This window comes from Bacillus thuringiensis, assembly GCF_001595725.1.
GTDB lineage: Bacteria > Bacillota > Bacilli > Bacillales > Bacillaceae_G > Bacillus_A > Bacillus_A thuringiensis_K.
In genome coordinates this window covers 985,015-1,010,079 of the sequence record NZ_CP014282.1, presented here as the reverse complement: position 1 = coordinate 1,010,079, position 25,065 = coordinate 985,015, and the positions used below count along the sequence as shown (strand labels likewise).

The window sequence follows — 25,065 nt, the reverse complement described above, 5'->3', positions numbered from 1 at the left end:
TATGTCATCCTATCCTTTATAGTACACAATTTAAGTGAAAAGAACAGCTAGTGTTGGGGATTTCTTTCAAATCTTTCTCTTATCTATATATTTTCTTCAACTTATCGGAACCTATACCACCTATAATCATTAGTGCAAGGGGCAAAAGATTCATTACATATGGCGCATCTGCTACAATTGTAATACTTGCTCCAGCAAACTTATTTAGCATCCATACAACGATTTTTGCAATAAACAAAAATACTCCTATCATAAATAGACTATCAAAAAACACCTTCCATTTTGGATACGCCAATTGCTTACTATCTTCAATTACTTTCTGCGTCAATTCTTCATCACTCCTCAGCAGTTCATCAATTGTAATACCGAACAGATCACTTAAATGAATAATAATTTCAATGCTCGGATAGTTCTTTCCCGTCTCCCATTTCGAAACAGATTGCCTGCTCACATGAAGTTTTTCAGCCAAATCATTTTGCGACCAATTTCTTTTTTCCCTTTCTTCTTTTAAACGCTCACTAAAAATCATACTGTGTTTATCACCTCTCTATGCCCATTATGTTCAAATAAATGATGAAGAGTAAAGCGAGTTATCGTTGCATTTCCTGCGCAACTTATGCGTTACAGCTTATAATGGCGCTATTTTATATGTATCTTCCCTATACTATGCTCCAATAATAATTTCCCGAACAATAATACAAAGGACGGATACTAATAAATTGAAACTTTAATCAGTGGGGGTTTTGTTGATCCCCCACCTAACTTCTTTGCTTCCGCTGAATTTTGAGGTGGGGGTCTTACTGCCCGGCAAATAGCGGGATAAAGACTAGATTAGGCATAAAAAATATGCCATCCCTTCTTATCAGTCTCCAGAAAGAATAACGCAAATTTTCATTTTTACTCATCATTTTTCGGACTATATAAAAACTCCGGATATTTCACAACAGGCCACTTCTCCTTACGCAGGGAATCCATTACTTGCGGGCCAACATGTATATTACTCTCCACTATTTCTTTAGGAGTCAGTGCCATCCATTGATTTAACGATACATCTTCAAAACGATTACTTCTGAACATCTCTAAAAACCATAATGTTTCGGTACCTGTATTTTGAATATAATGCCCCGTCGCAAACGGTACATATCCGACATCGCCAGCTCTATAATCAAATGTACGAGCGGTACCATTTCCAAGAAACACAGTCATTCTCGCTTCCCCTGTCAAATAATATTGCCATTCATCATTATTCGGGTGCCAATGAAGTTCTCTCATTCCGCCAGGCTCAACCTCAACGAGCGCTGCTGCGATTGTTTTGGAAATAGGGAAATTTGTAGAATCTACAATTCGAACGCTACCACCAGGAGTCTTAATCGGCTTTTGTTTTAACAATTCATGTTTAAATGTTAAAGGAACTTCTCCTTTAGGTGATTGAATTTCCTGACTTTCAAGCGAACCTGGCACCTCTCCTTGATAAATATAAACTTGATCTGAAGGAATAGAACGAAAAGCACTCTCAGGTACTCCGAAATTAGCCGACAACACTTCTTTTGGCGTATGCGCAAACCAATCAGAAATAGCTAAAGTAGATAAATCAGAAAAATGCCCATCATCGAAAACGAGTAGAAATTCACAATGTTCCAATCCTTGAATGGAATGCGGAATACCAGGAGGAAAATACCAAAGATCACCTGGCCCAACATCAGCAATAAAATTACGCCCATTTTGATCAACAGCCGTTATGCGCGCCCGTCCTAAAAGCATATACGCCCATTCTGCCTCTTTATGCCAATGTAGTTCTCGTACTCCACCGGCCGTTAAACTCATATTCACTCCCGCAATCGTCGTCGAAACCGGTAGTTCCCGAGCAGTAATCTCCCGAGACCACCCGCCTTGTTTCAAAATCATAGAAGTGTCCGAGAATGAAAACTTCAAGTTAGGAACTAACCCTGCATCCGTTATAGGCGGAACAAGCATATTCGGATTTTGAATATCCCGCATAACATTACGAGGTCCAGAATCAATCGCACCTGCTCCGTCGCTGCGGATTGGTTGTGGCACATTCCCTCCCGCTTCATTAACAGTACATTTCTTCATGATTACACTCCTTTTTCATCCGACTAGTAAGTAAAAAGCCTCCATCATAGTGTATGAATTGGGCTTTAGATGGTTACAGTTACATCGTGAGAAAGGTTTGCCTATCATTATCGTTTTGTTCATTTCTCAACTTATACTAGTATGCTTAGCGCTTAGGAAGACAAAAAAATAAACTAGAACTAACAAAAAACCCTGTAAAATTTATTACAGAGTTTTTCACCAATTATTTATTGTTTTATATATCGAATACGAACATTATCGTCCATTTGATAAATTTGTAATGTGTTTCCATAACTAATTCCTAACTCTTCACTTGCACCAACTGCACCCACAAGTACCCCTTAAAATAATTTATTCTTAGTTGGTTTTACTACCGATACTCTTCGCTGCCTCTTCAAACAGTTTCGAACCTTCTTGTGCTTTACTTAGTGATTGATGCATTTTACTTTCGTCTTCTTGATCTAATGCATCAAATAGAAGTTGAAAACAATCCGCATATAGTTCCATCGACTGCTTTATCTTCGCCTGTTCTCCCTGTAACTCAGGAGGCGCTTGTAGATTCTTCAGTTTCGTTGCAGTTGCCTTTGCTCCACCTAAACTCAGTTGTACTTCACTTTTCTTTTGTTTGTATGATTTTACGTCTGAATCTGCTATTCCTTCAATTAATTTCATTGTATCTTCAATTTGAGTAGCACTATTTATGATATCTGCCTTGTACCTTTCAACATCTGAACCAGTTACCTTACCAGTTGAAGAACTAGAAGAAGTTGAATTATTTGAAGAAGAACTTGGTTGACTACTTGATGAGCTACTATTTGTACCTTCACCTTTCGCTACAGATAAGCTATCCTCTTTCTTGCTATCAGTTGACTTACTCTCTTTTTCAGAAGTCTTATTCTCTTTCTATACCTTTTGCGTTTCTTCTTTCTTTGGTTCAGCTTTCTTACCATCAGTTTCAATTGTAATACAACCACTCAATAACATAACTGGTAGCGCTAAACTTACTAATTTCTTTGCTTTCATGATTACTAATACCCCTTTATTTGTAAAATGTAGTGCAAACAAGTTAATATACTTAACTAATAAATTTCCCTTGAATAATTTATTAAAATCTATTATCCATAGATTTCCTGCATATTCATAATATTTCCATATATAACATTTTACAAAGAATTACATATTTGGTCAAAGGGATTTATGTAGTCCTTAAAAGAAAATTTTAATCACAAAGAAAAGAAGCTAACAATAAATTGTTAACTTCTCAGCTTAAGGAAAAATAGTATCTTTCCTTATCTTCTAATATCTAGGTTGTGATTGAATATTTGTAAGGTGAACATCATACATATCAATGATTTCAAGAAATCTATCAGCTTCACGGAAAACATGGTCTGCTAATAATGGATGAATGATACTCTTTATTTTACATTGCTCAATTAAATCACGTGCTGTTTTCTTAAAATCCCGAAGAGATGCAACCGACACGCGATTTTGATCTAAAAATTGATCTAAAAGAGGAGCTGTTTGGGATTGTGGTTTCATAGATTCTAAGTCAATTGCTTGATACATCAATTCATCAAAATCATTGCTAAAATTTCGTGCTGTATCTACAAGCTTTCTTTCCGATGGATCAAGAAGATGACCAATAAATTTAGCATGGTCTGCCATAATCCGTAAAAAGAAAACATTTTCTTTAATAATAGCATCAGGAAGCGCATCTAATTTACCTTCATTTAATTGTATTAAACGTTTTCTAAAATAATCAGCTTCCCTACTTGTATGGTCAACTAAAAGTGGAAAGTTATTTTGTCCTGGCAATTTACATGTGAGAATTAATCCTAAAATTTTTCGTTTAAATCCCCAAATATTAGTTGCGGCTTGTTGTACTTCTGCATTAAATCTTTTTATTTGCTCAGGATCTGTTTCATTTGTATAGGAATGCGCTATTTGTTCAATATGTTCAAACAATCGATAAAATTGATTCGCCTCTTCGATTAATTGCGTATCCTCGCATCTAAACCCTAAGCGAAGAAAAAGAGAATGCTCTTTCATGATTCTAGACCAAAAACGAATTTCATTTAATGAACGCTCAACAAACATTACAGATGTAACACCTGTATCAGGATGTAATGAAGTTTCATCCCTATGCATTGTTAATCCCCCCCCAGTAAAATCCCCACTAGTTCCATTCTTATGAGTAAAAATATATATAAATACCATCAATAAAAGTTTATGATGACTCTCTTATACATGTAAAATTAAACTAATATAACCTTAGCTTGATGAACATATACTGCTCCCGCAGAAGAAAAAAAGCTACCACCTAGATGTAAAATCCTACTAGGTGGTAGCCTTTCAAAATTTTTATTAAAGCAATACCGAATCTTTATCACTATCCTGATTACGTTTCTCGCGTTCTTCTTCTAAGCGCTTCATATATACTTCGCCTTCTTTTTCAATAAACTCATTATCCATATCTTGCTCTTTTTTCGAAGTATATAAAACCATGTAGCCACTTAGTACAATCCCGACAATTACAAGATACACCCACCATGGTAAAGTTTCCAAATCACTTCATTCCTTTCCTTAGACAAGCCTTATTAGTTTCACTTTATGAGGAAAGAAGTGGATTTATGCTTAAAATTTTTATTGTGGATGCTTCGCGAAAAACGCTTGTACATATTCCATAAACTCGATTGGTTCCTGACGAAACGGTGCGTGGTATCCTTTTTCAATAATATGAAACGTACTATTTGCAAATAGCCCATGATACAGTTCACCATTTTTCCAAGAAACACTCTTATCATGTCGTCCCCATATAATTAGAGTTGGCACCTTAATTTTATCAGCTTCCATCGCAATGCGGCGCTCTCTCATTTTCGTAAGCTGATCATAATGCTCTTTATCATCACGACTATTTTTCACTTCATTTTTATTATACTTCGTAATCTCAGTTACAGTTTGTAAGTCCGTCGATAGCGGCGGCACTTCATAACTGTCTTTTTGCTGGAAAGACTCTATCCCTGTAGCATCCGCCAAGATGAGATGCGTCACTGCATCCGGATATAAATACGCTAAATTAAGGGACATCTCTCCGCCCATCGAATGACCGAGCACCGCAAACTGATCGTATCCGAGCTTCTTCATTAACTTATAATATAAATTCACTTGCGCAGGAAACGAATACTGAAAATCAACTGGCTTAGAAGAACGCCCAAATCCTAAAATATCAACCGCTATAATCGTGTGATCCTTTACAAGTTCCGGATAAATATCACTAAACCCATCAGATGAACCACCAAACCCATGAAGCATAAGTAAAGGCGGCTTCCCCTCTCCAATTTGCTTAAAATAAATTGTCTGCCCATCAATTTGCGCCATACTCTCTTTCGTATGCAGCTTCATCATAACAGTATCTTTCACTTCTCCAACCTTCGCAATCGGCTTATCGACGAAATTACAAACAATTAACAAAACGAGCACAATACCGCTAATCATATAAAACTTAAACCTTTTCAAAGTTCCCGTCTCCTTTCTCTTGTTGCTATTTAAAAGTTTTTACATTTTTTGGTTATTTTATGTTCTCTTTTTAATTGTAACTAAAACAGTTACAATTATACTAAAAAAATATAACTCACTTCTATTACTAATGGTTATTCTGTAACTATTATAGTTACATATTTAAAGTAAGTCAATTCTTTTCTCTACATGGCCTAATAACAAAGAAAAGGACCTCGTTGTGAGATCCCTTTCTTTGTTATTATTTAATTTAAAAATGATCAGCGTGTGAGTCTTGCTTGCTAATACCGCCACCGTCACCTTTATTGAAGTTGGCTGGTGCTCCACCATCGCCTTTATTATCTGCTGGTGCTCCGCCCGTGTCGCCAATGTTAACGTAGTCTGGTCTTGCTGGTGCTCCTCCTGTGTCGCCAATGTTAACGTAGTCTGGTCTTGCTGGTGCTCCTCCTGTGTCACCAATATTAACGTAGTCTGGTCTTGCTGGTGCCCCTCCTGTGTCACCAATATTTACAGCTTGATTTGTAAAAGAACTATTGAACCCAATTGATAATACCCCTACTAATGCAGTCCCAACAATAGCCAAACGAAATTTCTTCATTATTTTAACGCTCCCTTTTCCAATATATTTTTTTGAGCCTTATTATTCATATAAAAATATTTACTTGCCTTAACATGATCATCAAATTCATAAAATTTCAGTGCTAAAATTTCAGTGTATTCTTGAATACAATCCCATAATCTTTCTCTCTCAAAATAAGAAAGTCCTTCTAAAATTACATCTTCAATAATTGATACTGAAGATTTTCCATTGAGTTCTTTCAAAATTTTAAACCGATGTTGAAATTCTTTTTCTCCTAAATCAACACAAATATTTAAACCTTTTTCAACGATTGGATTCGCTAAATTATATTGTCCTAATTTGTAATGTTCACGCGCTTCTACAAATAAGGCTTTAAAGTGTTCTGGGTAGTTTTTGGTCACCTCAGATATATGACGAATTGCTAATTCTGAAAGATTTTGACTAGCATAAAGCCAAGCTAAATTATGCCGAACCATTAGCATATATTTTTTTTGATCTGCTTTTTGCAATACTTCCATAGCAGAATTAAAGTTTTCTTCCGCTAATTCATAGTGATCTATGTCTACACAACATAGTCCAAAAGCATTTTCACATAATCCTACTTTTATTTCATAACCTGGATATTGTAAAAATGCTGCTTTTGCCCTATTCAAGTAATCTATTGCATGAACTTGGTCATATTTTTGATAATAGAAATTCCCCATCCGATAATTAAACTCCGCATGTTCTATCGGATCTGCAATATATTTCAATAACTTCTCAGCTTGCTCATACTGTTCTTTCGCTTCGTTATAATTTGAAATTAATGTGCAATGAAACCCTTTAAAAAAGTGATAGTAATAAGCTAGAACACCTTCTGCTGGGATTTCAAAAGATTCCACTTTATCAAAACTATCTTCTCTAACCCCAATCCAATCCACTAATGCATCATATCTAAAATTCAACAACGCATGATAAAGCAATACATCCTGATCCACATCCAACCCACTAATCTTACTTTCAATCGCCTCTTTCATTTCCATAGCTTTCTCTATATTTTGCTGCAACATTACACGATACCAATCATCTAAAGAATGTTTCATTTGCTCCCGTGTTACTACATCTGCTCCCATACACTCGCATCCCCTTTTCTCCAAAAATACAAAATTAGGATTTTTATACAATTATCAAAATTTTATATTACCACTCCTTTTCTATGTATTGAAAAATAATTATTAGAAAATTCTATATTTTAATTAATCATACCAAAGTTTTCCTTTTTAACAACTTGAGAAACAATTGTCAGAAAACTTACTAGAATAAATAAAAAAGCAAGCAGTTCCAGCACTCCGCTAAAACTACTTGCTCTATTTTTACTCTTTAATAAATTCCTTCGTGCTTCTTACTGTATCAATTGGACGAACTAATTTTTCAATTTCTTCACGTTTTGGCTCTAGGAATGGAGGTAAAGATAATTTTTCGCCAAGTGTTTCGTATGGCTCATCTCCCATAAATCCTGGGCCGTCTGTTGCAAATTCAAATAAGATTTGTGGTGCAACTCTTGCATATAATGATTCGAAGAAGTGACGGTTTACATATCCAGATGAAGGAAGTCCTACGCTACTGATTCTCTCAATCCATTCTTCTAATACAGCGCGATCTTCTACGCGGAATGCCGCATGGTGCACTGTACCAAAACCTTGTTGTGCTTCAGGAAGAACTGTATTATGTTCTACGATGACAGAGGCACCGTTTCCACCTTCGTTCACTTCAAATAAATAGAATTCTCCTTCTTGCGCAATCTCTTTAAATAATAAAACTTTTTCTAACACTTCTTTAAAGAAGCTAAAGTTCGCGATACGAATGAATACAGGTCCTAAACCAGTAATTGCGTATTCTAATGGTACTGGCCCGTTTTGCCAAGGTGTACCTGATTCGATCCCTTTATCTAATTCATCAGAGATTAATTGATATTGTTGGTCATCAAAATCAATGAAAGATAGAGTTTTCTTACCAAATTGCTCTTTAATTCCTGTATGTTCTACTTCCAAACGGTCAAAGCGTTTCACCCAATACTCTAATGCTGCATCAGTCGGAACACGGAATGAAGTTTTTGAAATTTCATTTGTACCGTGTACACCTTTCGGAACACCTGGGAAATCAAAGAATGTCATATCTGTTCCTGCACTACCTTTATCATCTGCAAAGAATAAATGATACGTTTGAATATCATCTTGGTTTACTGTTTTCTTAACTAAACGCATTCCTAAAACGTGAGTGAAAAACTCATAGTTTTTTTCTGCACTACTTGTAATCGCTGTAACGTGGTGAATTCCTTTTAATTGGTTCATTTTATATTCCTCCAATGTTTTTTAATTTATATTTTCTCTCCTATTACTTCTCTTCAATAGGTGCTAAATTCGCTTCAATTTCTGCTCGCTGATCTTCTAAGAACGGTGGTAAATCAAGTTTTTCTCCTAAATGTTCCACATCTCCATCAACTGTAAATCCTGGTCCATCTGTCGCAATTTCAAAAAGGATTCCGTTTGATTCACGGAAATATAAGCTTTTAAAGTAGAAACGGTCGATGATTCCTGAAGAATGGAAGCCTTTTTTTATTACCTGTTCTTCCCAATAAGCTAGCTCTGCATCGTTCTTTACACGAATTGCTAAATGGTGAATGCTACCGCGGCCCGGCTTTTCAGTAGGACCATCTAAATATTTCACAACGATTTCTCCAAAAGCCTCTCCTTTAATGGACTGAAAAATTGCTTCCTCTTCGCTGCGGCTAACCTCTGTATAACCAAACATCTCTGTAAGTGTACTCGCCATTTTATCAAGTCTACGAACTGTCATTTCTACAGAACCCATTCCTTGAATTTGATGCTTTGCAGGAACTTCTGATTTCTCCCAAGTTTCCCAGTGCTCTACTTTTTCCCCGTTTGAAACGAGTAGTACTAAGCGAAGACCTTCAACATCCTCAAATTGTAAAGCAGGACGATTTGCATATGTTGTCATTTCACTATGTTTCACATCAAATTTCTCAAATCGTTCTTTCCAGTAATGTAAGCTTTCCTCTGAAGGAACGAGTAATCCAATTCGAGTAATCGCATTTGTACCGCGATATGTTCTTCCTACTAATGGAATTTCAAAAAATGATAACTCTGTACCCGGACTTCCTGTTTTATCTCCGTAAAATAAATGGTACATTGACGGATCATCTTGGTTTACTGTCATTTTCACACGACGTAATCCAAGCACATTTTTATAAAAGTGATTATTTTCATTTGCATTTTTCGTAACCATTGAAATATGATGATGCCCTTTAATTTTATACATTTGTAATTCCTCCGCTTCGTTTTACTAGTCAAGTGATGATAAAAAAATAATATGCTTTTTAGCTTTTCAATTTATTCTCATTATGTTTTTGTAAATTCATCTTAGTTTTTACTGTATAAGTTACTTTGTTTTTTAATCGAAAACAACTGAGTGTATGTTTTTCATATGGCTCAATTGCTTTCGTTACTATCACTTTACAACTCAAGTGATTAAAAAGCAAGTATTTTATCTCAAATTCGAGATATTTTTCATAAAGTATTATTCACTTCCTATAAAAACAGCCTCACTAAGCATATTAACACTTAATGAGGCCACTTTATTCACACTATTAATTATGGAACGACGGCTTATAGAACGAACGATTATCAAGCGCAAAGACACGCTCTGTATATTCGCCTGGTTTTGTGCGTCCTAATGCGCGGTCCATCATGTTCATTTTTGCATCTAAGTTATCGATGTAATGCAGAATTTCTGCTTCTTTTACTAATGGTGGTTTTGGACTACCCCATTCTGCTTTTCCGTGGTGAGAAAGGACGATGTGTTGAAGAATTAATACTTCTTCTGCATCAATTTGCAGCTCGTCTGCTGCTTTACCAATTTCGTTTACCATAATAGAAATGTGGCCTAGTAAGTTTCCTTCTAACGTATACGTTGTAGAAATTGGGCCAGATAATTCGATTACTTTACCAAGGTCATGTAAAATAACGCCTGCATACAGTAAGTCTTTATCTAATGATGGGTATAGATTTGAGATAGCTTTCGCTAAATCAAGCATCGATACGACGTGATACGCTAATCCAGATACGAACTCATGATGGTTCTTAGTCGCTGCTGGATAGTCTAAAAATTCGTTTTGATGCTTATTTAATAAATGTCTTGTTAGACGTTGAATGTTCGGGTTTCTCATTTCAAATATGTATTGCGTAATTTTCTCGACCATATCTTCTTTTTTCACTGGTGCTTTTTCTACGAAGTCCGAGATATCTGTTACTTCATTTTCATTCGCAACTCGAATTTGTTTCACACGTAATTGAATACGGCCTTTGTAGTTTAAAATATCTCCAGCTACTTTCACGATTGTTTCCGCTACATATTGTTTCTCAACTTCTGGTGATACGTCCCATAGCTTCGCTTCAATATCTCCACTTGGATCTTGTAAGATTACTGTTAAAAATGGCTTTCCATTGCTTGCGATACCTTTTGTCGCTGTTTTAATTAACAAGAAAATATCGACTTGTTCACCAACTTCATATTCTGCAATTTTCTTTTTCATTCGAATTCCTCCACCAAATCAGTTACTTTTAGTATAGCACACTACAACTCATTTTCTTTACGCATATGTGTTAATTTTATAATCTGTTTTTCTGTAAAATACGCGAGTAAATGCGCATGACATGTAAAGAATATGACTTGTCTATCCTTTGCAATTTCCTTTATAAGTTCAATCGTTCGATTCGTCCTTACCGCATCAAAATGCACGAAACTATCATCAATAATAAATGGATAATCATGTTCGAATGTTTTCGCGAGTGCAAATCTCAGCGATAAATATAACTGCTCCGCTGTCGCTTGGCTTAGTTCATGACTGTAAAAACGCATACCATCGTTACGTTCAACGATAAACGGTTCTGCCTCTGACGGTGAAAAGATTTTACTATATCGTCCGCCTGTTAAATAGACGAAATACTCTTCTGATTTTTGTAAAATACGAGGAAGATGTACTTCGTGATAATATTGCTTCGTTTTCGTTAACACCGTTTTTGCGGCCGCATAAGCAGCCCACTTCTTCACTTGTTCACGCACTTGCGCTTTTTTCATTTCCCATTCATGCATTAAATCGCCGTATGTACTACCTTCTTCTAAATTCGCAATTTCCATACGATGTTTCGCAATACGCTCTGTCAGTTCTTTCTCTTCCGTAAGACAGTTTTGCACGACTGTCATTTCTCTCTTTAATTTCTCTTCATAACCGTCAGCTTCATAATGTTCAGCTAATGATAAGTTCGTTAAACGCTGTTCCAACAGATCAATTTGCGGTAATAAACGCCCCACTTGTTTCTCAGCATCTTCACGTTTTTCCGCTAGTTTACCTACTTCTAAAAACATCTCTTCATCTGTAGCCTCTGCAATATGCCATAAACCATCTCGTTCTACTAACAGATGTTTCAATCGTTCTTGCATAAACTCATATTCTTCTTGCCATTCCGCCAGTTTTTCTTTTAACTGCTTACAAGTTTGGCGCTTCTCTTTCTCATTTTGCATACGGCTTTGTGCCTCGTGTAGCTTACTATACTCCGCACTACCGATAACAGTTTCTAGTTTATGTTCAAATTGCGAAATCATTTCAAATAATGAAGATTTGCGCTCACTTTTCTTCTCTAAATCACGATATAATTGCTGCATTTTTTCCATACGCTCAAACGCCGGCAATATGTGTGCATACGTATAAAATTCAGGAAACATATAGCGCGTTTTATATGCATCGACTTGTTCTCCCGCCTGGAACGTTTCTCTCTCCCATTCCTCATACGATGAAACGACTTTATCATACGCTCGTTCCATTTGCTGTAACTTATATGACTCACGCTCAAATAGTTTACGTATCTCTTCATCTTTTTCTAACTCATAGCGCACAGACATCGCTTCTTCACTTTGTCTCCCGCCAGCACTTTGCTGAAGTGTAAGGAGCTCTTCTTGTAATCCACTTGATGGATCTTTATATAAAACAAGGGCGAGAACAATCCCTACAAAAACAATGACACTAATAAATAAGAGCGCTCGGTTATCTATAAATAAGCTTGTGAATAAAACGCCTGTGTTAATAAGAAGTAATAGAAGACAAACTCTTTGCCACTGCTTTTTCTTTTGCTTAGCTGTTCCTGCTTTTTCCTCATACTTGCGCTTCATTCTCTCTGCGCCTATACCGATAAACGCCGCATCTTGGAACGATTTCTCTTTCTCAACTAACACATTTCTCTCTTCATCCACTAACATTTGTTTCTTAATCTGCCTTATATTTTCTTCTTGTTCTTCTAATTGCTCTTGCGCTACTTTAAAACGATCATCGAGCTGTGCTTTTTGCGTTTCTAATTCGCGCGCCTTTTGCACTGTTTGCGTAATTAACTCTTTCGTTGCCAAACTCATATCAAATGAAAGAACTGTTTCCTTTTCAAAAGTAGCACCAATTTGTTGTTCCAGTTCTGCGATTTCTTCTTTTATATTCGTAATACTTCCTGTCAGATCACGCATTTCTTGGCGTGCATTTTCGTAAGACATATGCTGCATTCGAAGTTCTTCTACATAACTTTCTTTTTGCAAAAACTCTTCATCTATTTGAATCGATTCCATTTCAGATTGCACATTCTCAATTTTTTTATGAAGTGAGTCCACTTGTAATTGAAGCGGCTCCATCTTCGCCTTAATTGCTTCATAACGCGCCATTCCGTTTACAGGAAACTGCCCGCTCTCGTTCTCTAACACTTTCTCATGCGCACGCTTTTCAATAACGAGTGGCTCAAGCGCTGCTAATATTTCATAATCTTGCTTTCGTTTTTCTGCACTCTCTTTTTCCCCGCGAACAGAAGCAAGCTTCTCTTCACTTTCTTTTAACTGCTCCACTTGCTTTTCATACGTGCCAATTTTCCCTTGCCACTCTTTCATCTTCTCTTCAAGTTTCTTCATCTCTTGCAATGACACGTTAATTTCTGGTTTACGACCACTCGGCTTAAAGCGCTGGTCCATTTCTTTTTCTAGCTTTTTATCTAACTGCAATAGCGCATCACTCCCGACTGCACTTGCCGAAAATAAATAATTGCCAATATCCGCTTCACCAAGCTGATGAATGTTTTGAAGGCCATGCATATCAAATGAAAAGACAGATTCAAATAAACTTTCATTCATCCCGCTTAATATATCGTGTAAAATTTCCTCGCCGCCCGTTTTCCCGTCTTCAAAATAAACGGTCACCTCGCCAGCTGCCATCTTTGGCAATCGTTCAATTTTCAAACGGCCGTACTTCTCTGTTTGCACAGTCATCGCACCGCCATACTTGCCGCCTTCTTTCGGCTCATAACGGCGCTGTCCTCTCGTCGGAAAACCGAATAAAATACTTTTCATAAATGAGCGAATTGTTGATTTCCCCGCTTCATTTTCACCATATAACACTGTCAGCATTGACAGATCCATTTCCACATTTTCTAATTTTCCGTACCCATAAATATGGAGTTTTTCAATTCTCATTTCTTATCCCTCTCTTGCTGGAATAATTGTTCTAAAATAATATTTTCTGCTTCCTTTTGAATCTCTTTCTTCTCTTCCTCTGTAAAAGATTCAATACTATTACGTGCTACAGGAGATGTCCAAATCGTGCGCAACACACCGTCCATATTGGTGAAAGCTTCTAACTCCTTCAGCACACTACCGACGAAATGATTTTCTTCTTTCAAACGCTCGATTTCTGCAAAAGAGACTGTCTCATTTTTCCACTTCATCGTATATACGAAATCTTTTCGCTCTTCACCAGATGCTAAAATATGAAAAATCTCTTCTACGCGCTTTTCATCACGTAAATAAGGAGAAAGTGGCCCTTGTCCTGTAAATACGACAGTAAGTAGCGTCCCTTCCTCTTCTCTTCGGCATTCATTCATCGCACTCGATACGCTCGTCATCAGTTCATCAACAGTTTCAAGTCCATCAATATTCACTTCTATCTCATCCCACACAACATCCGCCGTATGGAAAAATGAACATTGCGATCCTTGTTTTGTAAGTTCAATAAGGTACGCACCCTTTTCCCCTGTCTCCTTACGATGACGACCTTGTATATTCCCCGGATAAATAATATACGGCTCTTCTGATAAAATTTCACGTTTATGTATATGGCCAAGAGCCCAATAATCAAACTGCTTTTCTTTCAGCTCACGAATTTGAAACGGCGCATAGCGATTATGCTCTGCATCCCCTTCCACACTTCCGTGAAGCATACCAATATGAAAAGGCGCATCACTCATTTTCGTATACTGCGCTGTCATATTATCCGTTACCGCTTGCTGCAAATAACTAAAACCGTAAATAGAAGCTAACAACTCACCATTTTTATAAAATGATTTCTCTTCTACATAAGGCTCCGTAAACACGTGAACATTTTCCGGAAACTCAATTGCTGCCCAGCTTCCCCCTAAATGATCGTGGTTACCGTGAATAATAAAAACAGGGATATCGTACTGCGAAAGTCTCTTCATTTGCTCGCGCACAAACACTTGCGCTCTCAAACTTCTCGTCTCCGCATCATACAAATCCCCGGCTAGTAATACGAAATCAACGCGCTCTTGAATCGCTTTATCAACAATACGCTCGAACGATTCAAACGTACTTTGCTTCATTCTTTCCCAAACAGACTGCGGTACACTCATCTCCATCCCTTTAAATGGACTATCCAAATGCAAATCAGCCGCATGTATAAACTTTACTTGTTTCACAAATAACGATCCTTTCTATGTTTCAAAAGTTTCACCTTATTGTAACACGCAATGTCATATATTTCTTTGCATATTCTAGTGATTTATGCCAAAATAGTTATAAGATTCTGATTTTATTATTGGAGGGAATTTTCATGGGAGTATACGTTCTAACAGTCTTTGAAAAAGATGGTTCTAAAGCATTAGACGAATCATTCGAGGCGGCAACTGAAAAAGAAGCGAAAGCAAAAGGTGAATCTATTTTAAAAGAAAAAGGATTGTATGAGAAAACACATCGCTGCACATCTTCTGCAGGTAAGCTCGTTTTATTCCAGCGCTAAAAAAAGAAGCGTCATCCGCTTCTTTTTCACTCTACTATATCTTCGTCACACCACGTAAACACCACATCTAGAATGCGATTACCGATACGTACGCGTTTATTCCATTTACCTGTTTGGATCTGATGTTGCAATTCTGCTTTCATCTTTTCCGTCCAGTCGTGAATCGTTTCACTACCGTCGTACGGATATACGCTCGGAAACTCTTTCTGCAATAGATGCAAGCTCTCTGCATCAAAATGAAAATGGAAGAAGTAGTTTGCTGTAAGCGATGGTTCTTGTAATCGTAAAAAATGATCATCAATTTGCTTTCTATTTCTATAGAAAGTAAAGATATTCACTTTACCACTCGTAATTTGGTCAATTTGAATTTCGTGCTTCTCTATAATCACGTCTTGTCCACCTCGTTGTATACTATCTTTAGTATATATGTCTTTTGCAACAAAGTTAACCATTTTCGTGCGAAATTCATTTCCTTCATTATAATTCCTGTACCTCCATATGCAATCAGGATAAATAAAAACAAAGTTGAAGGGGAGCGATCACATGTATTTCGGAAGCAAAGGTTGGTATGTAAAAGAACTTAAAAAATTAGGTATCCGTACTTATGAAGGTAAAAAACTAGAATCTTATCGTACGCATGTGTTATCTAGTTTACTTGAGAGAATGAAGAAGGCTTCGGCTTAATTGATGTAGGAAGCAACTACGGTTGCTTCCTTTTTATATAGTGGAAAAAAAGAAATAATTCTATCTTAACGTTCTATCTTTACCGTTATACTCTCTTGATAAAAACCACCCATTATTAACTGAATCTCTATTACCAAATCTCTTTCTAGATAATCATTCGTACATACTTTAAATTTCCCATACTTATTAACCCGTCCGCTTCCAACATACATATCACCACTTGTTATGACAATTGTTGAATGAGGTTCTGCACGACCCAACACAAAATTATGACCATATTCCACAGAAGCTATCGCTATTTTTTGATGCATATTATTAATTGAACCTATACATTTCTTTTTACGCAAATTAGCATTACTTTCTTCAGCCCTCGAAAACGCTAGATTCCTGTTAATCTTTTCTGAAGACGAAGCAACATTCCCCAGCCAAATAAACCTATCAAATGTAGTAATAAGTAGAAACATCTACGCTAACTCCCCCATTCTTCCTTTCCCACATTAAAAACGTCTGTGTAATGCAATTAGAGCGTTCTTAAATCTCTCATACTTTCTAAAGCATAACATGAGAAAATAATAAAAAAATCGTACAAAAGGGCAAGCCTATAATGTACGATTGGGCATATATAACGTTTTAAAAATGAATTAACTTCCTTTCAATAGATACAGCTACTGCTTCTGACCTTGAATTAACACCTAATTTATTATATATATTTGTTAAATACGCTTTTACTGTTCGTTCAGCTATTCCCATATCGAATGCAATTTCTTTATTCTTATTTCCACGCGCAATAGCTTTCAACACAAACAATTCTTTTTCTGTTAAATTATTTTCTTCAACCTTATCAGCATATACTTCTTTCCTTTTATAATTCACTATCTTTTCCATAATATTAGGTTGTAGTAAAATCTCACCTCGAATAGCCGCTTCCAATGTTCGAAACAAATTCTCACGATCCGTATCTTTTAGCAAATATCCTTTTGCTCCTAGCTCAATTCCCTTTAACATTAATTCATCTTCGTTATAAGTTGTTAATATAATAATCGGCGTATGATTTTGTTTTTTATTTAAAGCCTCAATTGTTTCTAAACCACTCATTTTAGGCATATTTAAATCCATTAAAATAACATCAGGTTTCTTTTTTTCTATGAAAGAAAGGGCTTCTTCTCCGTTTGCAGCCTCACCTATAATTTGAAATGAATCACTCGTTTCTATTATTAATTTCAGACCTTCCCTTACAACGAAATGATCATCCACAATTAATACGTTATACTTCATCGCTATCTCCTTCATTATTAATAGGTACTTGAATACACACTTTCGTACCCTTCATCTTTTCACTCAATATATGTATTTCTCCATTAATCAATCGAACTCGCTCATTTAAGCCAATTAAGCCGTAATGTCCAGGATTCTTACCGATATATCCAGTGTCAAAACCAATTCCATTATCTTCAACTTCAATAGTAAGTTTTTCAAGGTTATCACTATATTCAACTTTCAAATTTACATCTTTTGCCTGTGAATGTTTTGCGATATTCGTTAAACATTCACTAATTACATATAAACAATGTTCCTTTACTAATCTTGAAATATGCGGGGGACTTTGAATAGTAAATCTCACATGTATAGACGTAGCCTCAGAAAAACGTTGAACTTCTTCCTCTACAGCTTTATTAAATGAATTAGTAGTATGACGCAAATCATCAATAACCAGCCTTGCGTCATGTAAAGTTTGTCTCGCTCTTATCATAGTTTGTTTCATAATCTCTTGCGATCGCCCTGTATTCCCTTTTTGCATATGGGCTTCTATTGCTTCCAATTGCATAATTAAGCTCGCTACACCTTGCGCTAACGTATCATGTAAATCCCTTGCCATTCGTTGCCTTTCATTAGCTAATGTCAATTCTTCTACTCTCATATATGCAGACTCTAACTCTTGAATGTAGCTCTGTATACGATTACGTGCATCATATTGCTGCTTATTAATATAAGAAAAAGGAATAATAATTGCTAGTACTAAAAGGAACATAGAGATAAGAATAGCTACTTTATTCACACCATAATTCATACTAATCGCAGTACAAAATATGGCATACATGAGAGTGAAAACCGCCATTACTTTAAATATATTGTTATAAACATATAAACTTTGGGCAATTAAAATAGGGGTTAATCCAACAAAAATAGCTATTGAACCATTTGGTACAATAAATGCAGCAAGAAACACAATGAAGAGTTGTACAAAAAAGAAATACAACAATTGTCTATTCTTTAATGAACTTGCATACCAATGAAAGATAGTATGAATAACAATAATTATTGTGAAGAAGAAACTATCCATTGAGAGAATATTATTACGAAATTCTAAAAGCATTGAAGCTATATATACGAGTGTAATCCATAAAACAATAAACCTTCTTGGAATAAATACCGCTTCCAATACATTTGTATCCACGTCTATATTTGAATTCATTTTTTTCATATTCGACCTCCACCATTATATTATACAAGATGCAGCTTACATTTTGATAAAGTGAAACTTTAATTAGTGGGGCTTTCTCCCATCCCCATTACAGAATACAAATATGAAATATTGCATATCGAAATGCATTGATATAATTGTAAGCGCTCACTATAATAAGCGTATAAAGATTTATTGTATCTTACCATTAAAAAAGGAGGCACTCATATGGAAATCGCAATGGCAGTTTTAAAATTTGTAGGTGGAGTAATTCCATTAGTTCAAGAACTTTTAAAAGCATTCATGTAAGGTTATCATTCAGCAATTATCTATAATAATTATCACACAAATGATCTGTATATCAAAAGCAAATTGATATACAGATCATTTGTGTGAGAAAACTTTATACGAGAACTATGTAACCTAGTAGAACAATAATAATGCATCTATCTCAAGTTAGAAAAAGACGCTCACAAGAGCGTCTTTTTCTTATATTACTACGTATTCAGAAGAAACCGATTTTATCAAATAGATAAACGAAGAATTTCTGTTCCCTTTTATTTTTTGATAACCAAATAATCACTCCAACCAAAAATGCTATAATTAATCCTATCAAACCAAGGGGGAACATTTATCGTGCACGGAAAACACATTCAATTTCACAAGTTTGGCAACCCAAAAGATGTATTACAAGTTGAATATAAAAATATAGAACCACTAAAAGAGAATGAAGTTTTGGTCCGTATGTTAGTTAGACCGATTAATCCATCTGACTTAATTCCAATAACCGGAGCGTACGCTCATAGAATTCCTTTACCTAACATACCTGGTTATGAAGGTGTTGGTATTGTAGAAGATGTAGGTGCGGGCGTTACGAGAGACCTTATCGGTAAACGTGTTTTACCGTTACGCGGAGAAGGTACTTGGCAGGAGTATGTGAAGACGTCAGCTGATTTTGTAGTCCCTATCCCTGATTCCATCGATGATTTTACAGCGGCGCAAATGTATATTAACCCTCTTACGGCGTGGGTTACTTGTACAGAAACGTTAAACTTACAGAGTAATGACGTTTTATTAGTGAATGCTTGTGGATCCGCTATTGGACATCTATTTGCTCAGTTATCACAAATTTTAAACTTCCGATTAATTGCTGTTACAAGAAATAATAAGCATACAGAAGAATTACTGCGCCTTGGTGCTGCATATGTAATTGATACTTCCACTGCCCCGCTTTATGAAACTGTTATGGAATTAACAAACGGGCTCGGTGCGGATGCTGCAATTGATTCTATCGGGGGATCGGCTGGAAATGAATTAGCTTTCTCCTTACGTCCAAACGGGCACTTTTTAACGATCGGTCTTCTATCAGGAATACAAGTAAACTGGGCAGAAATTGTCACGAAAGCCAAAGTACACGCGAACATATTTCATTTACGACATTGGAATAAAGAAGTGTCACCATATAAATGGCAAGAAACGTTTCGTCACTTAATTCGCTTAGTAGAAAATAAGCAATTGTGTTTTATGACGGTACATTCTACGTATGACTTAGCAGATGTGAAAGCAGCAGTTGATGTTGTGCAGTCCGCTGAGAAAACGAAAGGGTAACTAACTGTTACGATTTATTTAACCAATTATAACGAAAGTTAATTAAATATATCAGTAAGCCCTGCTAGTCAAGTGATTGGCTAGTAGTGAGGGTTAACTGCGGGCAATCCCTAAAGCTGATTGAACTACAACGTGGCTAGAAATAGTGAGCGTGAATGTCGCGAAAGCAGAAAAAATCAATCAGATCGTGCAAGGTTAAATCCTAAACACTAGAACAATGGGTCTTCCGCCTCGAATCATCTAAGTCAAAATGGATAAGATGAACGTTCAACGACTATCTCGTATAACTGACGAGAGTACATCACAAGCCTATGGTGGTGGAAAAATCCTCTATCTCTAAGTAGATAAACATATAGTCTGCGCTCATGTGAAAACATGAGAAGTTCATAAGAGAACTGGCTAAGGAGTTGCGCCCTTAGTTGAACGAGATAAATTTTATTGAATCTATCAAACTTTATTGATTTTATCGAACGTACGTGCTGTGTTTGATTCGATGAGGTGAGAATAATAATGAAATTTTCACGAGTTAGTCAAGTATCGGAATTAACAGGTTTGCATCCGAGTGGTCTCAGGAGAATGCTGGTGGAACACGCTACGATTCAGAAGAACAAATCTTTCATTAAAGGAGTTACATTCTGATGATATTGGCGAAGAAAGTTAGACTGATTCCAACGCCTGAACAAGAAAAAGTGCTTAGAAACCATGCTGGTGCTGCAAAATTTGCTTATAACTATTGTAAAAGAATGAGTGATAGATATTATAAGCTATTTGGAAAATCTGTTTCACAGTTAGCTTTACAGAAACGATTTACAAAGATCAAGAAGCGAAAGAAATATGAGTGGTTAAAAGACATTAATGCACAAGTTCCTAAACAGGCTTCAAGAGATTTTGATGCGGCGAGAAAAAATTCGTTCAAAAAGTACAAAAATGGTTCTCACACTTCTTATAAATCCAAAAAAGATGTAATCCAAGGATTTTATGCTAATTATGAAAGACTGATTATAGGAAAGAAAGTAGTTCACATTCAGTCTATTGGAGAAGTGAAAACAAGCCAACAACTACCAAGAAATAAAAAACCATCCAATCCAAGAGTTACCTTTGATGGTCGTCACTGGTGGATTAGTGTAGGGTTCCAAGAAGACTTTGAATTACAAGAACTAACGAATGAGTCGATTGGTGTGGATGTTGGTTTAAAAGAGCTTTTTGTAGCTTCTAATGGTATGAAAGAACGAAATATAAACAAAGATGCCAAGGTTAAAAAACTTTTGAAAAGGAAAAAGTCAGCACAAAGAGATATGTCTAGGAGATTTAAAAAAGGTGCAAAAATTCAATCTGCCGGATATGAAAAAGCGAAAGCTGAGCACCTGCGGTTATCTAGGAAAATTACGAATATCCGAACTAACCATATCCATCAAGCAACAGCTAAATTGGTGAAAACCAAACCAATCAGGATTGTTGTGGAAGACTTATCTATTTCAAACCTGTTAAAAAACAAAAAACTATCGAAAGCATTTTCATTTCAAAAATTAAACTTCTTCTTTCAATGTTTGTCATACAAGTGCGAGAAGTACGGCATTGCGTATGTAAAAGCTGATAAATGGTTCGCTTCAAGCAAGATTTGTTCATGTTGCGGCGTAAAATACGACCATTCAGTTCAACCAGAAGGACAGTGGAGTTTAAAAATACGTGAGTGGTGTTGTGTTTCATGTAATAGCCATCACGATAGGGATGTAAATGCTACGATAAATTTATCAAGATGGGTAAAATAAATGCTTGATAATAGGAGGTAACGATACTGCCTCGTGTGGAGTGTTATACCCCTCGTCCCTTTGGGGCTGCGAGAACACTTTGAAGCACTAACTTGTGTAAATTTGATTGAATTGTATAGATTTAGTTAAGTTTATCGTATCGGAAAGTGTTTTTGACGAGTTATTAAATGCAAAAGAAGAAGTCTTTTGCATTTACCTTTTAAATAGACTAGATAGTACGTTTAGCAGTCTATAATTGTAATTTTTTGGTACAATTATATTGAAAGGTGAAAGGAGCTTCTAACATGTGGCTAATTTCGGCAATTTGGCCTATTATACTAGTCGGGGGGATTGTAGTATTTGTAATAAAAAGATTGGAACATAAATATAAGCACGGCAATTTGGGTAAGAAAAAATCAAAAGAGGCTCAACTGTTATTAGACAGTTTCATACCTATAGGAATGCTTGTCGGCTGTATAATCGGTTTGATTTTCGGCATGTTTTCCCCCGATTTCTCACTGCTTTCAGTTAGTTTAGGAGCTGGAATAGGCTATTTATTTGGATTTTTCGCCTATGAATTTTATAGCAAGACAGCAAAAGATTTTTGTTAAGCCACAAGGAATAAGCGGGACAGTACATAGTGATCATATAAAATATGTAACTGTCCTTTATTTTTGCATCAATGTTATCAATTTTTCTTCCACATCCTATACACCTTTTTTATTGATGTTTCTCTCCTCTTTCTTTCGCATATCCGCTTTTTTGTTCTTCTCGGCTCTATAACCAAAGTAAAGTAGCGCACATGTAGTAATAGAACCTACAATGTATCCTAAAAAGCCTCCTAACCAAAACATAAAAATTGCCCCCAATCCATTATAAATTTTATGTAGTAGACATCTGTAAACCGCTCTCGGTACCTCGGTTTTTTATTACAGATTGGAAAATCCCCTTAACCATTCCATCCATGAACATTCTGTCTTCTCTATTTTGATTATTATCTATAAAGTTATTTATACCACTAATTCTTCCATTATCTCAAATAACAACTTTATTATAAAGTTTGCACTCACATTACATATATGTAGCATCACTGTTTCTTTTTTCATCTCGCCCTTACAACTGAATTTCACTTCTATAACTTAAAAACAAAAAACCCCCTCAAAGCATAAACTTCAAGGGGTGAGCCTGTTTTTTATTTACTTATATACGTACAGCTGTACCACTTACAGCAACCATTAACATTCCATCACGAACAACTTCGTAATCTACGTCAACACCAACGATAGCGTTCGCACCTTTTTGTTTTGCAAGTTCTTTCATTTCATCCATTGCGATATCACGAGCTTCTTTTAGCTTGCTTTCATACGAACCAGCACGACCACCGACAACATCACGAACAGAAGCGAATAAATCGCGGACAATATTTGCACCCATAATAGCTTCACCATTTACAATATCGATATACTCAATAATTTCTTTACCTTGAATTCCAGACGTTGTTGTTACAATCATGACTGACACTCTCCTATAAATTATAATTTTTGATTAGCTTTCTTATATCTTTATTATGACATGGAAAAAGTAACTAATCTATTGAATTACCTTACAGGAGTGTGACAATTTTGTAATAATAAAACGCGCTTTATGTTTCATTTTAATAAAGCGCTTTAATATTGGGATACATAAACGATTCTCTATTTTCTTTCCAATCCTTTTCTACTTCTTTAAAAGTTGGTCGCCCTAATTCTTTATTATTTTCATGTTTACTAAACCATTTTTTCACATACTGATCTCCATTTTTATTTTGAACTGTACAAAGGAAACTATTACTACTATCCTTTAATATTTTTACAATCACGAATAGACACCTCTTCCCTGCTCAATATCATAATAGGACTTGATCTTTTACTATAAGCCCTTCCTCTCTTATAGTCATACGACTCCTCGGTCGCGCCAAAGTTGTAAGATCAAAAAACGATATTCATTATGTTTAAATATGTGACGTACATATTATTTAAAGAAATCAGAGTTATACGCATTGTGCTTATCGAATATTTTATAGATTTCTAACTTATCATCTAATTTTGCATCTACTAAAATTAATATATTGCCATCGTAAATGTATTCTTCATACTTTTTAGCATGTTCTTCTGGAATTCCTAATCCTATAAATGCTCCTATTAAACTTCCAGCTCCTCCGCCAATACCGGCTCCTCCAATAGCTGCTGCGATTGGTCCTGCTGCTACGATTGGACCCATTCCAGAAACGGCAAGTATACCAAGACCTGTTAATAAACCACCGAGTCCGCCTGCTACTCCTCCAGCTACAAGCCCTGTCGCTGAAAAGATATCTGCTTTATGTGCAGTTTCGCTATTCACTTTTTCACCCGATTTTTCTTCCAGATGTTCAATTTCCTTTTGATCCTTTGCAATAGCTGAAATGTTATTTGCTGAGTATCCTTTATCATTTAATTCATTAATAACGAGTGCCGCATCATCAATTGTTCTAAAAACACCTACTATTTTTCTATCTACATTCATAACTATTAACCTCCTAAAGTTTTACATAATGTATCTTTATTTTTCTTCATTTCTGTATACACTAATCTTCTTATTAACATAACCATTTACGAAAAAAGCGAATAGTAAAAGCACTACAAGTGAACTACTTAACAAGTAAATTAAATCAAATGTAATATTAATCATCATTTCATTCATGTATACCAGGCTCCTTTTTATTTAAAGTAAAAGTATATTTTGATAGACTAATCTACTAAACATAGACATCTTACAATTCATCTTCAGTTAATCTCTTTGTAGTATATGTATACCCTTCCTAACCTTTTCTAAACGTAAAAAAACTATAATTATATTTTTCTTATTTATATGTTTAACATTTTTTAAAACGGGTATGTTTATATTGTTATGCTTACTATATGGAAAGGAATATTACGATGAATGTCATTCAATCTACTACTATTTCTTATAATGAAACACCTACAATAACGCAGATTCATCATTTTTATGCTTTAATGACAACATTTCAAACGAATGTATTTATAGGTAAACATGGAGCACTTACTTCTATTAAAAACTTAAGCACATTAGTATCCTTTTTCCTTACTGTCAAAAAGAAAGAACTTGTATTATTTATCTTTGAAGGAATAGATGCAAAAAAAGCTTTAAGAACACTTTTTCCTGCTTAAAAGTTTTATGATCCCCCTATTCCCTCGATTGTTACTTTTCATATATAGTTTTA

Annotated in this window: 28 protein-coding genes and 2 pseudogenes; 8 read left to right on the top strand and 22 right to left on the bottom strand. The window is 35.6% G+C overall.

All coding sequences use genetic code 11. The annotated features are described in order from the left end of the window. Positions 1-79: 79 nt before the first annotated feature. The 13 genes and pseudogenes from AXW78_RS05120 to AXW78_RS05060 form a co-directional block, all read right to left on the bottom strand. The gene (locus AXW78_RS05120) at positions 80-529 is read right to left on the bottom strand and encodes a helix-turn-helix domain-containing protein (protein WP_000577657.1); all 450 of its coding nucleotides are present in this window, start codon (positions 527-529) and stop codon (positions 80-82) included. 368 nt (positions 530-897) lie between these two features. Then, entirely contained in the window at positions 898-2,094 is a 1,197-nt protein-coding gene (locus AXW78_RS05115; protein WP_000710666.1) for an oxalate decarboxylase family bicupin, read from the bottom strand. 357 nt (positions 2,095-2,451) lie between these two features. Beyond that, positions 2,452-3,117 (bottom strand): annotated as a pseudogene (locus tag AXW78_RS05110) (DUF7018 domain-containing (lipo)protein). A 273-nt stretch (positions 3,118-3,390) separates the two neighbouring features. Next, positions 3,391-4,242, bottom strand: coding sequence for a DUF2935 domain-containing protein (locus tag AXW78_RS05105; protein WP_000554486.1), 852 nt, complete (start codon positions 4,240-4,242; stop codon positions 3,391-3,393). Positions 4,243-4,458: 216 nt separating this feature from the next. Then, on the bottom strand, positions 4,459-4,659 hold the full coding sequence (locus tag AXW78_RS05100) for a sporulation YhaL family protein (RefSeq protein ID WP_000449223.1): 201 nt from the start codon (positions 4,657-4,659) through the stop codon (positions 4,459-4,461). A gap of 78 nt (positions 4,660-4,737) precedes the next feature. Next, on the bottom strand, positions 4,738-5,610 hold the full coding sequence (locus AXW78_RS05095) for an alpha/beta fold hydrolase (protein ID WP_000819476.1): 873 nt from the start codon (positions 5,608-5,610) through the stop codon (positions 4,738-4,740). 250 nt (positions 5,611-5,860) lie between these two features. Beyond that, positions 5,861-6,208, bottom strand: a complete 348-nt coding sequence (locus AXW78_RS05090; protein WP_000714519.1) for a Phr family secreted Rap phosphatase inhibitor — start codon at positions 6,206-6,208, stop codon at positions 5,861-5,863. Then, positions 6,208-7,302, bottom strand: coding sequence for a response regulator aspartate phosphatase (locus AXW78_RS05085; RefSeq protein WP_000500578.1), 1,095 nt, complete (start codon positions 7,300-7,302; stop codon positions 6,208-6,210). Before AXW78_RS05085 ends, AXW78_RS05090 begins: the two co-directional genes overlap by 1 nt. Before the next feature lie 240 nt (positions 7,303-7,542). Further along, entirely contained in the window at positions 7,543-8,520 is a 978-nt protein-coding gene (locus AXW78_RS05080) for a ring-cleaving dioxygenase (RefSeq protein ID WP_001072575.1), read from the bottom strand. Between the two features lie 43 nt (positions 8,521-8,563). Continuing rightward, the gene (locus tag AXW78_RS05075) at positions 8,564-9,508 is read right to left on the bottom strand and encodes a ring-cleaving dioxygenase (RefSeq protein ID WP_000276680.1); all 945 of its coding nucleotides are present in this window, start codon (positions 9,506-9,508) and stop codon (positions 8,564-8,566) included. Positions 9,509-9,836: 328 nt separating this feature from the next. After that, entirely contained in the window at positions 9,837-10,781 is a 945-nt protein-coding gene (gene yhaM / locus AXW78_RS05070) for a 3'-5' exoribonuclease YhaM (RefSeq protein ID WP_000726638.1), read from the bottom strand. A gap of 41 nt (positions 10,782-10,822) precedes the next feature. Then, positions 10,823-13,747: an ATP-binding protein gene (locus AXW78_RS05065; RefSeq protein WP_001217627.1), complete on the bottom strand. Its 2,925-nt coding sequence runs from the start codon at positions 13,745-13,747 to the stop codon at positions 10,823-10,825. Further along, the gene (locus AXW78_RS05060) at positions 13,744-14,985 is read right to left on the bottom strand and encodes a metallophosphoesterase family protein (protein WP_000815731.1); all 1,242 of its coding nucleotides are present in this window, start codon (positions 14,983-14,985) and stop codon (positions 13,744-13,746) included. The genes AXW78_RS05065 and AXW78_RS05060 overlap by 4 nt, the downstream gene beginning before the upstream one ends. 134 nt (positions 14,986-15,119) lie before the next feature. Here AXW78_RS05060 and AXW78_RS05055 point away from each other — a divergent pair, with 134 nt between their 5' ends. Then, positions 15,120-15,305 carry a YhzD family protein gene (locus tag AXW78_RS05055; protein WP_000539547.1) on the top strand — a complete coding sequence of 62 codons (186 nt, stop codon included), beginning with the start codon at positions 15,120-15,122 and terminating at the stop codon, positions 15,303-15,305. Between the two features lie 26 nt (positions 15,306-15,331). Here the strand turns inward: AXW78_RS05055 and AXW78_RS05050 are convergent, their stop codons facing one another. Then, positions 15,332-15,694: a hypothetical protein gene (locus AXW78_RS05050; protein ID WP_000582785.1), complete on the bottom strand. Its 363-nt coding sequence runs from the start codon at positions 15,692-15,694 to the stop codon at positions 15,332-15,334. A 154-nt stretch (positions 15,695-15,848) separates the two neighbouring features. Between AXW78_RS05050 and AXW78_RS05045 the strand changes: the two genes are divergently transcribed. Continuing rightward, positions 15,849-15,989: a YflJ family protein gene (locus AXW78_RS05045; protein ID WP_000273536.1), complete on the top strand. Its 141-nt coding sequence runs from the start codon at positions 15,849-15,851 to the stop codon at positions 15,987-15,989. A 65-nt stretch (positions 15,990-16,054) separates the two neighbouring features. On the opposite strand, the gene AXW78_RS05040 is transcribed toward AXW78_RS05045, so the two are convergent. The 3 genes from AXW78_RS05040 to AXW78_RS05030 all read right to left on the bottom strand — a co-directional run bounded on the left by AXW78_RS05040 (position 16,055) and on the right by AXW78_RS05030 (position 18,471). Then, positions 16,055-16,453 (bottom strand): hypothetical protein, encoded by a 399-nt coding sequence (locus tag AXW78_RS05040; protein ID WP_061883861.1) that lies wholly within the window; start codon positions 16,451-16,453, stop codon positions 16,055-16,057. A 166-nt stretch (positions 16,454-16,619) separates the two neighbouring features. Continuing rightward, positions 16,620-17,264 (bottom strand): response regulator, encoded by a 645-nt coding sequence (locus tag AXW78_RS05035; RefSeq protein ID WP_000876838.1) that lies wholly within the window; start codon positions 17,262-17,264, stop codon positions 16,620-16,622. Continuing rightward, positions 17,254-18,471 (bottom strand): sensor histidine kinase, encoded by a 1,218-nt coding sequence (locus tag AXW78_RS05030; RefSeq protein ID WP_000738695.1) that lies wholly within the window; start codon positions 18,469-18,471, stop codon positions 17,254-17,256. The genes AXW78_RS05035 and AXW78_RS05030 overlap by 11 nt, the downstream gene beginning before the upstream one ends. A 103-nt stretch (positions 18,472-18,574) precedes the next feature. On the opposite strand from AXW78_RS05030, the pseudogene AXW78_RS35435 reads away from it, so the two are divergent. From AXW78_RS35435 to AXW78_RS05010, 5 genes and pseudogenes are all read left to right on the top strand, one after another. Beyond that, positions 18,575-18,759, top strand: a pseudogene (locus AXW78_RS35435) (hypothetical protein). A 327-nt stretch (positions 18,760-19,086) separates the two neighbouring features. Further along, complete coding sequence (locus AXW78_RS05020) at positions 19,087-20,058, top strand: zinc-dependent alcohol dehydrogenase family protein (protein WP_000546057.1); 972 nt, start codon at positions 19,087-19,089, stop codon at positions 20,056-20,058. Positions 20,059-20,568: 510 nt separating this feature from the next. Then, a complete protein-coding gene (locus tag AXW78_RS35235; protein ID WP_000672782.1) occupies positions 20,569-20,697 on the top strand; it encodes a hypothetical protein in 129 nt (42 codons plus the stop codon). Beyond that, positions 20,697-21,827 (top strand): RNA-guided endonuclease InsQ/TnpB family protein, encoded by a 1,131-nt coding sequence (locus AXW78_RS05015; RefSeq protein ID WP_061883860.1) that lies wholly within the window; start codon positions 20,697-20,699, stop codon positions 21,825-21,827. The genes AXW78_RS35235 and AXW78_RS05015 overlap by 1 nt, the downstream gene beginning before the upstream one ends. Before the next feature lie 284 nt (positions 21,828-22,111). Then, on the top strand, positions 22,112-22,417 hold the full coding sequence (locus AXW78_RS05010) for a hypothetical protein (RefSeq protein ID WP_061883859.1): 306 nt from the start codon (positions 22,112-22,114) through the stop codon (positions 22,415-22,417). A 96-nt stretch (positions 22,418-22,513) separates the two neighbouring features. On the opposite strand, the gene AXW78_RS34255 is transcribed toward AXW78_RS05010, so the two are convergent. The 5 genes from AXW78_RS34255 to AXW78_RS34250 form a co-directional block, all read right to left on the bottom strand. Continuing rightward, positions 22,514-22,660, bottom strand: a complete 147-nt coding sequence (locus AXW78_RS34255) for a hypothetical protein (RefSeq protein WP_000498642.1) — start codon at positions 22,658-22,660, stop codon at positions 22,514-22,516. Positions 22,661-23,006: 346 nt separating this feature from the next. After that, positions 23,007-23,318 (bottom strand): YbjQ family protein, encoded by a 312-nt coding sequence (locus AXW78_RS05005; RefSeq protein ID WP_000637511.1) that lies wholly within the window; start codon positions 23,316-23,318, stop codon positions 23,007-23,009. A 142-nt stretch (positions 23,319-23,460) separates the two neighbouring features. Further along, a complete protein-coding gene (locus tag AXW78_RS05000; protein WP_000635853.1) occupies positions 23,461-23,664 on the bottom strand; it encodes a DUF4028 family protein in 204 nt (67 codons plus the stop codon). 152 nt (positions 23,665-23,816) lie between these two features. Further along, the gene (locus AXW78_RS04995) at positions 23,817-24,347 is read right to left on the bottom strand and encodes a general stress protein (protein WP_001100093.1); all 531 of its coding nucleotides are present in this window, start codon (positions 24,345-24,347) and stop codon (positions 23,817-23,819) included. Positions 24,348-24,383: 36 nt separating this feature from the next. Then, entirely contained in the window at positions 24,384-24,524 is a 141-nt protein-coding gene (locus AXW78_RS34250; RefSeq protein ID WP_001004571.1) for a hypothetical protein, read from the bottom strand. 236 nt (positions 24,525-24,760) lie between these two features. Here AXW78_RS34250 and AXW78_RS04990 point away from each other — a divergent pair, with 236 nt between their 5' ends. Continuing rightward, on the top strand, positions 24,761-25,012 hold the full coding sequence (locus AXW78_RS04990; protein ID WP_001100943.1) for a hypothetical protein: 252 nt from the start codon (positions 24,761-24,763) through the stop codon (positions 25,010-25,012). Positions 25,013-25,065: the final 53 nt, after the last annotated feature.